This window comes from Thermonema lapsum, assembly GCF_011761635.1.
Classification (GTDB): domain Bacteria; phylum Bacteroidota; class Bacteroidia; order Cytophagales; family Thermonemataceae; genus Thermonema; species Thermonema lapsum.
The window spans coordinates 460,998-477,224 of the sequence record NZ_JAASRN010000001.1 but is presented as its reverse complement, the minus strand read 5'-3'; the positions used below and the strand labels follow the sequence as shown (position 1 = coordinate 477,224).

The following is a 16,227-nucleotide window of genomic DNA, read 5'->3' as shown; positions in this document are numbered from 1 at the left end:
GCTTGGAAGTCCCACAAGTAATGGTGGATGTATTGATAATCACTACAGTCCTCTTGCCAAGAGCTCTGCCATAAGTACATAACGTTCGTCAAACGGAATTTGCTGAATGCTCAAGATGGCATATCCTATGGAGTTTTGCTTGGCAGGAATGCGTAGCACTTCCGACTCGCCTGCTTTCACTATTACTACATCCTTCGATTGCTTGGCTTCGCCAATCTCGCGATTTTGATGGTACACTTTTACCTTTCCGCTTTCTGTTCGTTTGATTTCATAGGGGTTTTGATTTTTTTCGTCATCGCTGATTTGAACTTTGTCTTCATAAATTTTTACCATCCACAGCAATTGCCCGTTGGTTGTGTTTAGTTTGAATATACTCTCTTCGGATGCTTCCACCTCGATAAAATCGTAGCCATCGGTGCTATATACGCGCTTTTCTTCGTTTTTTGCTTTTCCTTTTATGGTGCGTTTGTCCAACTTTACAATGAGATTGCCGTCCGGCTCGAATTTGACCTCAAGGACGGTATTGCCCTCGCTGTCTTGAACACTTACCTGTTCAACACTTCTTTGTTGCGATACCTTCTTTTGGGAAATGTCTTCTTCTTGTTCAGATGTGGTTTCTGCTTCGCTGGATGCGTGGTTGCTGCTGTCGCAGCCAACCAACAGCATGCCGGCAATCAAGCTCAACGTAATCAAAACACTCAAATAAGCACTACGCATGATAGCATGAAACATCAGTCAAACAGTTTGGCTTGTGTTACAGCTTTTTCTGTTACACGGTAGAACTCTTTGTGTACATTGAACAGGCGTTCCCCTTGTTTGGGTTTGATTTTGACGTAGGAACCGTCTTCTTGCATTTCATAGGCATTTACATTGTCGCGCCAGCAGCTTGCCAAGATATAAATGGCTTGCTGTTTGGCAAGTGGGTCTACTATCAAAAAGAGCGATTCGATACGTCTTTCAAAGCTGCGTACCATCACATCGGCGCTGCCTCCGTAAATTAACGGTTCGCCCGCATTGTGGAAATAATAGAGGCGCGAATGTTCCAAATAATCCCCTACAATAGAACGTACAGCTATGTTGTCGCTGAGCCCGGCGCGTTGTGGGCGCAGGCAGCAAATGCCACGCACGATGAGTTTGACCGGCACGCCTGCTTGTGAAGCGGCATACAATTCATCGATTACTATGCGGTCTTCGAGTGAGTTGATTTTGATGCAAATACCGCTTGGTTTGCCTTGTTTGGCATTTTCGGCTTCTTGCCTGATGAGCTGAATCAAGGCTTGGCGCATGTCGTGCGGTGAGGTGATGAGGTAGCGGTAGGTGTTGGGGATGGAGTGCCCTGTAATGGCATTAAAAAACTCCGACACGTCTTGTGCATAAGTTTCATTGGCACTCAGCAAGCCAACGTCTGTGTACAAACGGGCGGTATCTTCGTTGTAGTTACCGCTTGTTATGTGGATGTAGCGCCGCACTTCGTCATTTTCCTTGCGTACGATTTGCAGCAGTTTGGTGTGTGTTTTATATCCCCCGATGCCATAGATGATGTAGCACCCTGCTTTTTGCAGACGTTGCGCCTCGCGTATGTTGTTTTCTTCATCGAAGCGGGCTTTCAGTTCGAATAGCGCCGATACGTGTTTCCCGTTTTCGGCAGCTTTCAACAAGGCTTCGGTTACTCGAGAGTGTCGCGATAGACGGTAAATAGTCATTTTAATAGAAAGCACATTGGGGTCTTCGGCTGCTTCTTCGAGCAGGCGCAGCACCCATTCAAAAGAGTTGTAAGGGTGGTGCAGTAAAATGTCTTTTTGACGGATAAGCTCAAATATATCCGCTTCGCGCTCATGTTGGTGAATGCCCAGTGGCAATACGGGGGCAGGAGACACCGGCAGTTTGGTCTTAAATTCCGGGTGCTTGATAATCTCCCAAAGGGCAGTCAGGTCTAAGAGCTCGTTTATTTCGAAAATATTGTAATGGTCTATATCCCAGCGGTGAATGAGTATATTGACCAGCCACTTGGAAAAGCCGGGTTGTATTTCCAAACGCACAACACGACCCGTGCGGCGAGTTTTTAACTTTTGTCTTACCTCTTCGATGAAGTCGGCTTCCATGTCGTCGCTTTCATCGAGGGTGAAATCGCCATTGCGGGTGATGCGGAAGACATCTACCGACAGAATCTTCACATTGCGGTAGAGAGACTCTATATGTTTGCGTATGATTTCTTCTATAGGTATGAACAAAAGTTCTGTGCCCCTTTCGATAACATAGAAGCGCGGTAGGTTTTGCGGTACTTGAATGAAAGAGGCTTTTTTAGCCCGTTTTTCTGAGTGTGGATTGATGGTAACCACCCCAAAAATCAAAGACTGCGGACGCAAGATAGGGAAGGCATGAAAGCTGTCAAAGACCATGGGGGTGAGCATGGGAAAGAGAGTACGCTCAAAGTACCTGCGTATTTCTGCTTGCTCTGTCTCGAGTAGGCTATCCAATTCACTGACAATGCTAAAGCCGTTGCGTTTGAACTGATGCTTTAGCTCGGCAAATACTTGATACTGTTCCTTGACAAACTCTTGCGCTTTGCTGAGCAAAGTGGCACGGAAAGGACGCTCCCGCAAACCAGAGTAATCCAAACGTTCTTTGTCGTAGTCCAGATAATTGTAAAGGCTCCCTACCCGGATAGTGAAAAATTCGTCTAAATTAGAAGCCGAAATAGCCAAAAATTTGCACTTTTCGAACAAGTTGCGCCGGCTGCTACGGCATTGGTCCAATACCCGTTCGTTGAATTTAAGCCAACTTAAATCCCGGCTGATGTAGCGGCTTTGGTCTATAATGGTGCTGAGGCGCTTGTCCGGGTAGGATGGCTGATGTGTATTTGCAGAAAAGACGCCCTTTTCCGGGCTTGTTTTAGGGTCAAGCTCGGTTTCTTGGCGTCTTTCTTTTTCCTGTGGACTTTCTTTCAGTTTTACCATTCAAACTTGTCTATAATTTTATCGACGATGCCATAAGCTACCGATTCTTCGGCGTTCATCCAGTAATCGCGGTCGAAGTCTTTCATTATTTTTTCTACGGTCTGACCGCAGTTTTCAGCCAATATTTTGGCGCCCAGCTCTTTGGTTTTTATGATTTCTTTAGCTGTGATGGCTATGTCGCTGGCTTGTCCTTGCACCACTCCGCCTATGCTGGGTTGGTGTATCATCACACGCCCGTGGGGGAAGATGAAGCGTCGCCCTTTAGCACCACCTGACAACAGGATGGAGCCCATAGAAGCAGCCAAGCCCATGCATACAGTGGCTACTGGCGATTGAATCATCTGCATGGTGTCGTAAATAATCATGCCGGAAGTAACTACACCGCCGGGGCTGTTGATGAGCAAGGTGATTTCTTTGCCGGGCGCAATACTATCTAAATACAAAAGTCGCTCCACTACATATTTGGCAGATTGGTCGCTTACAGGACCCCATAGGAATACTTTGCGCTCTTCTAAAAATTTATTTTCGAATTTATTGCCTGCTGCCAATTCCTCGAATAACTCTCGAAGCTCTTTGCTATCTGATGTTACCATAACTGTTTGCTTTGTTTTAGAAATGATTAAATAGTGAATTTGCTATCGAAATTAAAGTTTTTCTGCATAAAGAAAAACAAAAGTGGTGCCTATAGTTCTCACCTCTGGTAAATATTTATGCAAGGTGCTGGTTATTTGCTACATAACACAAGTCAGGATGGCTGACAAACTGCCAGTCATCCTGACAATTGTTAGACTCGGCATATGCCCATGTGTTTTAGAGCAGTTTTTGCAAAGCTATTTCAAATGCTTTTGCCGAGATGCTGGTAGGTATGTCTTGTTGCGCTCGAATCTGCTCAAGTGCTTGACGGATGGTTTGAGAGGTATCGCTGAAGATGGCTTCGTCGGTGAGTACTTCGTCCTCGTAGGTCATGAGGTAGGCAAACACCCGTGCCATGCCGCAATTGGCAATAAAGTCGGGAATGACCGAAAGTCGCTTATCGCCGTATTGCGCAACGGGACCGTAGAATATCTCTTCGTCAGCAAAAGGCACGTTGGCGCCGCAAGAGATTACTTCCAGTCCTCCGGCAATCATGCGGTCGAGATGTTCTTGATGCACTAAGCGCGAGGCTGCTGCGGGTATGAATATTTCGGCACCTATATCCCAAATGCGGGCATCGGCTTCATTGAAGGGTATCATGTCGCCGGCTTGCAAGCTGTTGCCTTTGCGTTGCACGAACAATTCTTTTACTCGTTCGGGGCTAAGTCCTTTGGGTGCCAACAAGCCGTTGTCTTTGTCTATGATGCCCACAATGTGTACGCCCATTTCGGCGAGATATAAAGCGGCGGCAGCCCCTACATTGCCCCATCCTTGAATGATGGCACGTTTACCCTGTACTTCACCGCCCCACAACTCATAAAAGTGGCGCACGGCTTCGGCTACACCGTAACCGGTAATCATATCGGCAACGGTATATTTTTTTTCTGTTGAGGGGGTGAAGCGGGGGTCCTCAATGACTTTGGATACGCCTTGTCGTAGCTTGCCTATTTTTTTGATTTTTACGGGTTTGCTTGCTTGAAAATGTCCGTTGACAATACCCTCTTGTGGATGCCACAAACCATAAGACTCGGTGATAGGAATGACTTCATGGATTTCATCTACATTCAAATCACCGCCTGTGCCGTAATAGTTCTTCAACAGCGGGAACACAGCTTTATACCAGCGCCTCAATACTTCTTCTTTGCGGGGGTCTGCCGGGTCAAAATTGATGCCTGACTTGGCGCCACCGATGGGGGGACCAGAAACAGTAAATTTTACCTCCATTGTCTTGGCTAACGATTCTACCTCACGTTTGTTCAAGCCTTTGCGCATGCGAGTACCTCCGCCGGCGGCTCCGCCTCGCAGCGAATTGATGACGACCCACCCTTCGGCACCGGTTTCGGCATCATGCCATTCAAAAACAATTTCTGGGGCTTTTTCTTCAAATTGCTTCAACAAGCTTTTAACCACTTCTTTCGACGCTGTGTTGGTTGTCATACAGTTGGTATTTTTCTTTGAATTGTTTAATTTTGTCTTTGTAAAGTTCATATTCTCTGCCCAAAGATACCATTTTTTTGCAAAGCAAAGAAAAAAGCAAGCAGTTAGAGATGGCTGCTTGCTTTTGATTTTTTCTTAGCCTTCGAAAGGTTTGTTGCTTTTTAATTTGCTATCTGTAAACGATGAGGCGGTTCGATATGGTCTGAAGAAAGTAAGATGATACGCACTGCTGAGCGCACGCCGCGCAGGAAAGAGTCAAAGTCGGCGTTGCGGTGTTGGCGTAGCACTTCAGTGCAGGCTTCAATAGCTTGCTGGCGTAGGTAGCTGTTGACCGAACTGGCATTGAGTAATGCCAGTGTCTCCTCGATGAGAAGAATAGCAAGCTCTTCGTGGCGTCCTGTGCTTTGATACTCTTGAAACTCCTCTTCCGACAGCCGGCTACCGCTGAAAGCAAGCGTGGGGGCGTATAACTGTTCCATAAGCACTATGATTTGGTATGATTAAATTTTTGCTTCAATACACATTCCCATACAAAACGTATGGAGGTATAGGTAGGTTGAAAAAAAGAGGAAATTTTTTCATAAGGCACCCAAAGGGCTTCTTCTATGCTTTCTTCGGTTTGTGGTTTGGGAGGGGGGCATTCAGCAGCTTTTAGTAGATACCAGTAGGTTTTTTTCAGCACAATTTGATTGCCTATCTTATAGGTGTGATAGGTATCGCAAATAAAATGTTCAATTTCAGCAGCTACGCCACTTTCTTCTGCCACTTCCCGGCGGGCAGTTTTTTCGGGGCTTTCGCCTGCTTCTATTTTTCCTTTTGGGATATCCCATTTGCCCAAGCGTTTAATCACCAAGAAGGACTCACAAGTGGGGGCATATACTACTCCTCCGGCAGCTTCTAAGTAAAGGAATTGCTTTTTTAAGTTTTTGACTATTCTTTCTATTTTAGATGTGCGTATTTCCAAAAAGTAAATGAATGGGTTGTATTCTTTGGCAAGCTGTTCTATAATTTGTAAAATCGTTTCTTGGGAAGGCTCCACTAAGCAGAGGCGCCCTCTGTGAGCCAGCGTCGTGTCTGCTGTGGGGCTATAGAGTATGGTGTCGAAAGTGGAATTGTCAGTGCAGGTGGTGTTGTTGCGAATAAATACCGGAATGTCATTGAGGAATAAGTTCATGCACATTGCATCTTATCAAGATGCAATTCTAAGTAAAAAATTACATTGTTAAAAATCGTTTTTAACTTTTTTCTCAAAAAAATCGTATTGATATCAAAGTACACAAATATCGCAAATTTATGGTAAAAAATATACTTTTGACAGGAGCCACCTCTGGCATAGGCAAAGCAGCTGCCAAAAAATTATTACAGGAAGGTCATTTTTTAATCTTGCCCTATAGAAATGAAGAAAAAGCGTCTGTACTGAAAGAGGAACTGGAAGCTATAGCTCCGGACCGCTTCGACCTACAACGATGCGACCTTGCCTCTTTGGATTCTATCCGCTCTTTTGCTGATTACGTAAAAGAAAAATACGACTATTTAGATGTGCTTATCAACAATGCGGGGGTGTGGAATCGCCATTTCCGCGAAAGTCAGGACGGCATAGAGCTGACTTGGGCGGTCAATCATCTGGCGCCTTTCTTGCTTACGAATTTGTTGTTGGACCTGTTGCGTAAAGGCAGGCGTGCCCGTATTGTCAACGTAAGCTCCGATTTGCATCAAGGTAGCATTGATTTTGAGGATATAGAGTTCAGAAAGAAAGAATACAACGGCGTTGCTGCTTATCGACAATCCAAGTTGGCTAATATTCTTTTTACCAAAGAACTCGCACGTCGTGTGCAAGAAGATGGTATTACTGCCAACGCCCTTATGCCCGGTTTTATATCTACAGATCTTTTTCAGGATTTGAATTTCTTTGCCCGTCTGATAATAAAAATCATAGCTAAATCGCCAGAAAAAGGAGCAGAGACCATTGTTTATTTGGCTTTGAGCCCTGAGGTAGAGGGAGTGAGCGGGAAATATTTTAAAGACAAGAAAGAGGCTATTTCTTCACGTCAGTCGCAAAACATAGACCTTGCCAAACGTCTGTGGGCAGTCAGCGAGCAAATGACAGGGCTTCGTGCCTCGGTCAGTGAGTGATTTTTTGAATGCTATCCACGGCTTTCAGTCCGGTAGAAGTAAGTGCGCTTACCACTACTTCATCTGCCTGCGCGTCTTCAGCTAAATAACGACGGGCACCGGCAATTACTGCCGCACAGGTAGGTTCGACAAAGTAGCCTTTCCGTGCCAGTATCTTGAGCATGTCTATGATTTCTTCTTCTTCTACAGCAATGCATTTGCCTTTGCTTAGTTCTATGTATTGCAGCATCTGGGTGCCGCGCAAGGGGTTGCTTATAGCCATGCCTTCGGCAATGGTTTTTTTTGCATGGCAGGGACGAATGAAAGCGTCGCCGCGGATAAAAGCTTCGTAAAGGGGGGCGCAGTTTTTGGCTTGCACGCCGATGAGTTTGGGCATCTTTTGAATAATGCCTGCCTGTTTTAAATCCCTGAATCCCAGATAGCAACCAATAAGCAGTGAGCCGCTGCCGGCGGGTACCACTACGCTATCGGGTGCTTGCCAGCGCAGTTGTTCACATATTTCATAAGCAAATGTTTTGGTGCCTTGAAAGAAGAAAGGATGCCACACATGGCTGGCATAGTGGTATTGCTGGGCGAAGGAATAGGCTGCTCGGGCGACCTCTTCACGGCTGCCCTTCACCAAGTGCACTTTTGCACCGTATAGTTTGATTTGTGTGATTTTGGCAGGCGACGTGCTCGCCGGCACGAAGATATCGCAAGCAATGCCTGCTTTGGCGCAGTAAGCAGCCAACGAAGCCCCCGCATTGCCCGAAGAGTCTTCTACCACCCGCGATACACCCCATTCTTTGAGCTTGCTTACCAAGACACTGCTGCCACGGTCTTTGAACGAACCGGTGGGGTTCATATATTCTATTTTCACTTTTAAAGTCCTGCCGTCTATTTCTATGTCGTGCATAGGGGTAGCTCCTTCAGAAAGGCTCACTACCGAAGAGGGATGCTCAATAGGAATGGCTTCCCAATAGCGCCAAAGGGTTTTGGGGCGGCTGCTGATTTTGTCTAATGGAAATTGAGCAGAGAAATGAAGGTCGAGCAGCCCCCCCTCTTCGCTGCACCATAAAGGCAGGCTGGTAGAATACTCTTTCCCACTTTGTAAACAAATGAGCTTGACCTGTTTCATTGCTTTGCCATGAAAAATGTACCCCCCAAACTATTTAAAAAAAAGCAGAATACCTAATACCCAACAAGAGCAAACTGCCCACCTTTGTTTGAATTGTTTTACAGCTTTTTTTGTTTAAATTTGTGAAAGCATGCCGTCTGGAGCGGTAATGCTTTATAAATATAGTATTTTGCGATGCGTTTTATCTTTTCTCTTATTTTCTGCTTGTTTGGAGCGATGCTGCCAGCAGCCCAAGCCCAGAGCGTATTCGAAGACGCCTACACCCGCGAGTATGCCTTCGGCTTGAATATTGCCTCCAATGGGGGCTTCCCTTCAGGTGTATATTTCCGTTACGGAAAAGTAAAAACAGCCCGTGTGAATAATTTGTGGGGAATAGAAATAGCCGGCATTAAGCACCCCAAAGAGCGTAGAGTACAAAACCCCTTTGGGCAGGGCAACACCTTCGTTTATGGTAAAGTAAACTACCTGTTCAGCATACGCCCAGAATATGGCAAGGACCTGATTTTGTTTCGAAAAGCGCCCAATGAAGGGGTGCAAGTGGATGTGGTGTTGGCAGCAGGTCCCTCCATCGGTTTCATAAAACCCTATATGATTCTTTATGATTACTCACCTGATGGCATTATTCCCCAAATAAAAGAAGAGCCATATGACCCTGCCATTCATACAAACCCCAACCGCATTGCTGGCAGAGGTAGTTTTTTTAGTGGTTTTGGACGAGGCAATGTGGCTTTGGGATTGCATCTGCGCTTGGCTATGTGCTTTGAAGTGGGGGCTTTTCAATCGAACCTTACAGGTATAGAAGCCGGCTTTTTATTTGAAGCTTTCGACCGAACCATTACCATCTTGCAAGACAGGTCTGGCAGCGTGGAAAACTCTGCCGTTTATAATGCCGCCTATCTCAGCTTTTTCTTTGGTGGGCGTAAATAAAGCCTAAACCATTCTTGAGCTCTGTTTGTTTATTTGTAAACTTGCACTTCGCAAAACGATAAGATTTAAGGCTATGATAGAACTACCTGTTGTACCCTCTGAGCACAAAAAGAAACCCTCTTGGTTGCGCGTAAAACTGCCCACCGGAAAGAACTACCTGCATGTCCGTCAACTGGTTGACAAATATAAACTGCATACCATCTGCGAGAGCGGCAACTGCCCCAATATGGGTGAATGCTGGGGGGCGGGCACCGCTACTTTCATGATTTTGGGCAATGTGTGCACACGCAGTTGTACTTTCTGCGCAGTGGCTACCGGGCGCCCCAACGAATATGACGAAGACGAACCCCGTCGTGTAGCCGAAGCAGTGAAGCTGATGGGAGTAAAGCATGCAGTTATTACTTCGGTAAACCGTGATGAACTCAAAGACCGCGGTGCTGAAATATGGTACCGGACGGTGCGCGCCATCAAAGAAGCCTCGCCCGAAACCACCATCGAGACCTTGATTCCCGACGTGAGAGGCTCATGGGATGCACTTTACCGCATGATAGAAGCCGGGCAAGAGGTGGTTTCCCACAATATGGAAACAGTGAAGCGTCTTTACCGCCGGGTACGCCCGCAAGCCAAATATGAACGCAGCCTCGAGCAACTGCGTCGTATCAAAGAATACGGAAAGCGTACCAAAACAGGCATTATGGTGGGGTTGGGCGAAACCGATGAAGAAGTTTTTGAAATCATGGATGATTTGCTGGAGTGCGGTGTAGATATCCTCACCATCGGACAATATTTACAACCTACCAAAATGCATCTGGAGGTAGTAGAGTATGTGCATCCCGACAAGTTTAAGATGTATGAGGAAGTAGGCTTGAAGAAAGGCTTTAAATATGTGGAATCGGGTCCTTTGGTACGCTCTTCCTATCATGCCGAGCGCCATGTGAATGTATGAGGATAAAAAAATATCCTGAAAAATTTGCATTTTATTTATTAGTTTGCTATATTCATGATAATGAAATACATACATTATCACCACCTAATTAGGCGTGTGCTACGAAAGTAGCGCGAGTCTATCAACCAAACGCTGATAGGAGCCCTAAGGCAGGCTTAGCCCACGTCGCTTCTCTTAACATAGACTTAGGAGAAGCGACGACGTTCTTTAGTGAGTGCAAAATCAAGGAAGTGCATCTCGTACCATAACCAATCCCTTTCGGCTGAGTTGTTCGCTGCGGAAAATCCCTGCTTTGTTTTCATAGTTGAAAATAATCTGCTTTTACAGACCGGTTTCGTAATCGATGATGTCAGGGACAATACCGCTGTTCTCGTCTGCTTATGATGCATCCGTCTGAGAGAGTGGAAAAAGCAAAGTGTTTCCGATTATTGAGGATTAGCATCTTATGAAACAGAAAAACATAAAATGAGATAGAGCGAAAAAAAATTACACAAATTTTTTGTTTAGATTAAATCTAAATAAATTTGAGCCGTATCTGATTTAAAATCGGACAACTTATGAAAGTTCGAGCGGCTGTTTACTCCTTCTTACTCTTCTTATGCCTTTGCCTCTTTTCTGTTGCACACGCACAGCATTTGCAAGGGGTGGTGATGGATGAGCAGGGCAATCCTTTACCGGGCGCAGTTATAGAGCTAATCCCCATTCAACGTTTTACAGTAGCCGATGAGCAGGGGCGCTTTGTTTTGGAAGTACCTTACCAAAAGGGCTTATCCTTAAAAGTTGTGTTTATCGGGATGAAGGAATGGCAGATGCCCTTACATCCTGAACACTGGCAAGCACCCTTGCTATTGCACATGCAACTTAAAGAGGAAGTGATAGCGGAAGTGGAAGTAACTACTTCGCGAGAAAAGACCTTTGGAGTGCGCAGTTTATACAGTGTGGAAGGAACAGCTATTTATGAGGGAAAAAAAACCGAGGTGGTAGAAATGCAGGACATCGTTGCCAATTTGGCAACCAATAACTCACGGCAGATATTTGGTCGTATACAAGGCATCAATATATGGGAAAGCGACATGGCAGGTTTACAGCTTGGCATAGGCACGCGGGGACTTAGCCCCAAGCGAACAGCTAATTTCAATACTCGGCAAAATGGCTATGACATGAGTGCCGATGCCTTGGGCTATCCAGAGAGTTACTACGTGCCACCTGCCGAAGCGCTTGAACGTATCGAGTTAGTCAAAGGGGCTGCTTCTTTGCAATACGGCACCCAATTTGGCGGTATGCTCAATTTTGTGATGAAAACACCTCGCAGCGACAAAGCCTTGCATGTGGAAGCGCATCAGACAGTAGGCTCATGGGGTTTTTGGAATAATTACACCGGTATAGATGGTACTTTGAGCTCCAAAGTTAGATATTTTGCCTTTTATCAATACAAACGCGGCGACGGCTGGCGCCCCAATGCTCAGTTTTATAGTCATACGGCGCATATGCAGTGGCATTTTGATTTGAGTAAGCGCCTGCGCTTACGTGCAGAATACACACATATGCAGTATTTGGCGAAGCAGCCTGGCGGCTTAATGGATGTTACCTTCGAGCAAGACCCCTCTGTGTCTTTTCGCAGTAGAAACTGGTTTGCTGTCCGTTGGAACCTGCCAGCACTTACCCTGAATTACCGTCTGTCAGACCATACTACAATGGACCTCAAGGCGTTTGCCAACTTGTCGTCACGTCAGGCATTGGGCGTACTGCTGCCGGCTTATAAAGCAGATGACCCTTCGCAAAACCGAACCTTGATTCGTGACCTTTATCGCAATTGGGGCGTAGAAGGGCGTTTGTTGCGTGATTATAAACTGGGCAGCCGGACTCATCATTTTTTGGCAGGGATACGCTACTATCATGGGCTCACCTATAAGCAACAGGGCGAAGCGGACGCGACCGACCGTCCACACTTCGACTACCTGAATCCCGGAGACTTGGAAAAATCGGATTATCGCTTCCCCGGACGGAATGTTGCCCTCTTTGCCGAAAATATTTTTTATCTGAGCAAACGCTGGAGCATTACGCCAGGGCTTCGCTATGAGTATATCAACACCATGGCAGACGGATATTACAAAGTGCGGGCATATGATGCTGCAGGAAATCTCATTGCCGAAGACCGGGTCAATGAAGCTTTTGATTTGAAGCGCGCCTTTTGGTTGGGAGGCGTAGGCATTACTTACCGCCCTGCCGATTTGTGGGAGGTATATGCCAATGCCAGCCAGAATTATCGGGCAATTACCTTTGGCGATTTGCGCATCGATAACCCCAACTTCCGCCTTGACCCCAACATACGCGATGAGCGGGGATTTACTGCCGAGATAGGTTTTCGAGGGCAACAAAGCGGGCGCTTTCAGTGGGATGCCAGCCTTTTCTTCATGCGCTATAATAATCGGATAGGGTTTGTTACTTTAATAGACGAAAAAATTTACAACGAATACCGCTTCAAAACCAATGTAGGAGACTCGCAGCATTACGGTATAGAACTATATGGAGAATACAACTTAGCTTCTTTGTGGAAAAAAGACTCGGGCTGGCAGTGGCGCCTGTTTAGCAGCTTTACCTACGCCGAAGCCTACTACTTGAGTGCCAACAACGACAGCTGGCGCAGAATAGAAGGCAACAGGGTAGAATTTGCTCCCCGTATCATTTGGCGAGCCGGTTTGTTTGTTGAGCGTGGACCTTTTCGCATGAGTCTGCAGCATAATTATGTTTCCGAACAGTTCAGCGATGCCGATAATACAAGGGGGCGGGTGGCTTCGGCAGTAGTGGGCATCATACCAGCATACCATGTTACGGATTTGAGTGTTTCCTATAAGCGGAAACATTGGAAGATAGAAGGCAGTGTGAACAACCTGCTCAACCAGAAATACTTCACCAACCGGGCGGTAACCTATCCCGGTCCGGGTATCATACCGGCAGACCCTCGCGGCTTCTTCCTTACCGTAGGTTTTACTTGGTAGTATTTTTTTAAATTGAAACGACTTTGTAAATCAAAGCAAGGAGTAAATTATCCTTGCTTTTTTATTTTCCATAGATGTGAAGTGATATTTTCGTATTCCATGCATGATTTGATACTAAGTAGAAGAAAGAGTTTGTTTACTAAGTAAAAGAATTGGAGTATACATGGTAGCTTGTTTTGGTATAATATTTTAAATATGCTTATTTTTGAAAAATTTTTTGAATTAAAAATTGAAGCGTTATGGGTGTACCAAAAGCTTGGGTTTTTCTTTTGCTGCTTTGTCTCTTATGGTACGGCAGCAGTGCGCAAAAAGTAGCACGAGAAAAGCAGGAAGCTCCTCCTAAGCGTTGTGCTACTGTGGAATACATGCAAAAGTTGCGCGAGCAGTATCCTTCTTTTCCTTCCGATGAGGCTTTTGAGCGCTGGCTGGCTCCCCGCCTTAAAAGTATAGAAGAAGCAAAGCAAAAAGGAACTTATAAGAAAACTACTTATACCATCCCCGTAGTGGTGCACATAATACACAACGGAGAAAGCGTAGGGAGTGGTACCAACTTGCCTTATGCTCAAATAGAATCGCAAATACGGGTGCTGAATGAAGATTTCAATCGTACCAATGCCGATAAAGTAAATACACCAAATGTCTTTCTATCACGAGCCGGCAGCATTGATATTGAATTTAAGTTGGCTACACGTGACCCAGATGGCTTACCACTGGCTGAGCCTGGCGTGCATCGTGTAAATCGTAATGCCATGGGCTGGAGTGCTCCTCCTTTTAGTGATAATTATATAGAATCAACCATCAAGCCTGCTACTATTTGGGACCCAACGAAGTATTTGAATATCTGGGTGCTTGACATCTCCGGAGGGCTATTGGGCTATGCACAGTTCCCTGAAAGCACTTTGCCCGGCTTGCCCGCTAGTGGCGAGGGAGAGGCAGCAAATACCGATGGCGTGGTTATTTGGTACAGAGCCTTCGGTTCAAACTATGACGCTTCGGGTAATCCCATCAGTCAGCCGTTCAATTTATATCCCTCTTACGACAGAGGACGGACTACAACGCATGAGGTAGGACATTTCTTGGGTTTACGCCATATATGGGGTGATGGCGATTGTAGCAAAGATGACTTTGTAAGTGATACACCGGTTGCCAGTGCACCTAACTATACCGGAGCGCCTTGTACCTTTCCAGGACCTAATTCTTGTAATGAAGGTTCGGGCGATTTGCCCGATATGTTTCAAAACTATATGGACTATTCCGATGATGTGTGTATGAACTTGTTCACACAGGGACAGATAAACCGTGTGGAGACCGTATTGCAAAATTCACCCCGCCGCCAAGAACTCCTTACTTCAAATGCTGCTGACCCGTTGGACATCTACGCCAGCTTCAGAGTTGATAAAGAGGCTGGCTGTGCTCCTTTGACTGTTACTTTTACCGACCAGTCGGGCGTAGCTGATAGCGAACCAGCCATTTCCTCTTGGACATGGAACTTTGACGCTACTGGTGTTGGGGGCACGCTTACGCCTTCGAGCACTGCAAGTGGCGCCGGTCCGCATACCATCACTTTTGACCCTACGGCGCTTGGGGCAGGCACTTACACCTATGAGGTGGAGTTGGTAGTAAGCAACGGTAGTAAGTCAGCTTCTTTCAAAAAGAACATTAAGGTGATTGTACCGGCGGCGCCTGCACCTTTGCCTCTTGTCGAGGGTTTTGAAAGTGGCAGCATCACTGATGGCAACGGCACGGTCGGTAACTGGCAGGTATCTACCAACTCTCCGGACGGGGGGTGGGAATTTACTTCTACTGCCTATCAAGGTGTACAGGCTTTATGGGTAGATAATTACAATTTGGATTTGCGCGGAAAAAAGGTAGAATTGCTTTCGCCTTACTTTAGCCTTGTGGGTACATCCAAGCCTCAGTTGCGCTTTTATGTTGCTTATGCGCCGTACAGTACAAACTTCTATGATGGCTTGGAGGTGGTGCTGCTTACCGACTGCGGTGCTACTGAAACCGTGGTTTATTCAAAAGAAAACCAACAGTTGGCAACCGCCCCAGCAACTACTGTGTTGTTTACACCTACATATGACCAATGGCGTGAAGAAATCATTGACTTGTCTGCTTATATAGGGCAAACAGACTTGCGTATTGCCATACGGAATAAAGGTGGATATGGGAATGCACTCTATATTGACGGACTGAAGCTTTATGATGCACAACTTAATGCCGACATATCGTTGAGTGCCAACCGTGGAAGAGTTCCCTTTACCGTAACCATATCTGACGCCTCGAGCGTAGAGACTGGACAGCCCCCTATTAATAGCTGGAACTGGGATTTCAATGCTACTGCTCTTCAAGGAGTTGTAGTGAATCCTTATGCAACAAGTTCTACGCAAGGTCCGCATACCATCACTTATGATGTGGAGAGCAACGAGGCTGCCTTGTATACAGTACAAGTAAAGCTTACCGTAAGCAATGGCAGCTACAACGATACAAAACAAGTGCCTTTGATGTTAGAAGTGCCACTGAATGTTCCGCAAGACCTAACGGTATCGAGCAATGGAGTACCTAAGGTTACATGCAGTTGGACTTATCCCGACGATAACGGGGCAGAGGGCTTCAGAGTAGAGCGCTCCGAAGACGGGCTAAACTTTGTTATGGTGGGGGCTACTGCTTTGAATGAGCTCTCCTATACCGATGAAACCGTCTTGTTAGGCAGAACCTATTACTACCGGGTGTATGCCTATAACGACACAAAGGGTATTCGGTCAGACTATACGCCCGTGCAACAAGTAAGAGTATCGGAAACAGTTACGGGTGTTGAAGACGAACTGTCTGCTAAAGTGCAGCTGTATCCCAATCCTAACAATGGTACTTTTACTGTTACTTTACCACAAGCACAAAATGCGACCTTGCGGGTGTTGAACCAACTGGGACAAGTAGTATGGCATGGCACCATGGCAGAAAAGCAACGGGAGCTTCTGCTTGATTTGTCGCGAGGGGTTTACTTTTTGCAGATACAACTAAAAGAAAGTGTGGAAACCATGCGTTTGGTGATTGAATAGTCCAACTATTCTTTTC

Annotated in this window: 12 protein-coding genes; 5 read left to right on the top strand and 7 right to left on the bottom strand. The window is 46.0% G+C overall.

Annotation, left to right across the window (positions count from 1 at the left end):
* Positions 1-42: 42 nt before the first annotated feature.
* The 6 genes from FHS56_RS02025 to FHS56_RS02000 form a co-directional block, all read right to left on the bottom strand.
* The gene (locus FHS56_RS02025) at positions 43-732 is read right to left on the bottom strand and encodes a hypothetical protein (protein ID WP_166918212.1); all 690 of its coding nucleotides are present in this window, start codon (positions 730-732) and stop codon (positions 43-45) included.
* Entirely contained in the window at positions 732-2,957 is a 2,226-nt protein-coding gene (ppk1, locus tag FHS56_RS02020) for a polyphosphate kinase 1 (protein WP_166918211.1), read from the bottom strand. Before ppk1 ends, FHS56_RS02025 begins: the two co-directional genes overlap by 1 nt.
* Positions 2,951-3,550 carry a ClpP family protease gene (locus FHS56_RS02015; protein ID WP_166918210.1) on the bottom strand — a complete coding sequence of 200 codons (600 nt, stop codon included), beginning with the start codon at positions 3,548-3,550 and terminating at the stop codon, positions 2,951-2,953. The genes ppk1 and FHS56_RS02015 overlap by 7 nt, the downstream gene beginning before the upstream one ends.
* A gap of 217 nt (positions 3,551-3,767) precedes the next feature.
* Complete coding sequence (locus FHS56_RS02010; RefSeq protein WP_166918209.1) at positions 3,768-5,027, bottom strand: Glu/Leu/Phe/Val dehydrogenase dimerization domain-containing protein; 1,260 nt, start codon at positions 5,025-5,027, stop codon at positions 3,768-3,770.
* A 161-nt stretch (positions 5,028-5,188) separates the two neighbouring features.
* Positions 5,189-5,506, bottom strand: coding sequence for a hypothetical protein (locus tag FHS56_RS02005; RefSeq protein WP_166918208.1), 318 nt, complete (start codon positions 5,504-5,506; stop codon positions 5,189-5,191).
* A gap of 5 nt (positions 5,507-5,511) precedes the next feature.
* Positions 5,512-6,201, bottom strand: a complete 690-nt coding sequence (locus FHS56_RS02000) for an NUDIX hydrolase (RefSeq protein ID WP_166918207.1) — start codon at positions 6,199-6,201, stop codon at positions 5,512-5,514.
* Between the two features lie 119 nt (positions 6,202-6,320).
* Here FHS56_RS02000 and FHS56_RS01995 point away from each other — a divergent pair, with 119 nt between their 5' ends.
* Positions 6,321-7,160, top strand: coding sequence for an SDR family oxidoreductase (locus tag FHS56_RS01995; protein WP_166918206.1), 840 nt, complete (start codon positions 6,321-6,323; stop codon positions 7,158-7,160).
* On the opposite strand, the gene thrC is transcribed toward FHS56_RS01995, so the two are convergent.
* Positions 7,150-8,277: a threonine synthase gene (thrC, locus tag FHS56_RS01990; RefSeq protein ID WP_166918205.1), complete on the bottom strand. Its 1,128-nt coding sequence runs from the start codon at positions 8,275-8,277 to the stop codon at positions 7,150-7,152. The genes FHS56_RS01995 and thrC overlap by 11 nt on opposite strands.
* Positions 8,278-8,451: 174 nt before the next feature.
* On the opposite strand from thrC, the gene FHS56_RS01985 reads away from it, so the two are divergent.
* The 4 genes from FHS56_RS01985 to FHS56_RS01970 all read left to right on the top strand — a co-directional run bounded on the left by FHS56_RS01985 (position 8,452) and on the right by FHS56_RS01970 (position 16,211).
* Positions 8,452-9,204 carry a hypothetical protein gene (locus tag FHS56_RS01985; RefSeq protein ID WP_166918204.1) on the top strand — a complete coding sequence of 251 codons (753 nt, stop codon included), beginning with the start codon at positions 8,452-8,454 and terminating at the stop codon, positions 9,202-9,204.
* Between the two features lie 73 nt (positions 9,205-9,277).
* The gene (lipA, locus tag FHS56_RS01980; protein WP_166918203.1) at positions 9,278-10,150 is read left to right on the top strand and encodes a lipoyl synthase; all 873 of its coding nucleotides are present in this window, start codon (positions 9,278-9,280) and stop codon (positions 10,148-10,150) included.
* 557 nt (positions 10,151-10,707) lie between these two features.
* Entirely contained in the window at positions 10,708-13,149 is a 2,442-nt protein-coding gene (locus FHS56_RS01975) for a TonB-dependent receptor (protein WP_166918202.1), read from the top strand.
* Between the two features lie 239 nt (positions 13,150-13,388).
* A complete protein-coding gene (locus FHS56_RS01970; protein WP_166918201.1) occupies positions 13,389-16,211 on the top strand; it encodes a M43 family zinc metalloprotease in 2,823 nt (940 codons plus the stop codon).
* The last annotated feature ends 16 nt before the right edge of the window (positions 16,212-16,227 follow it).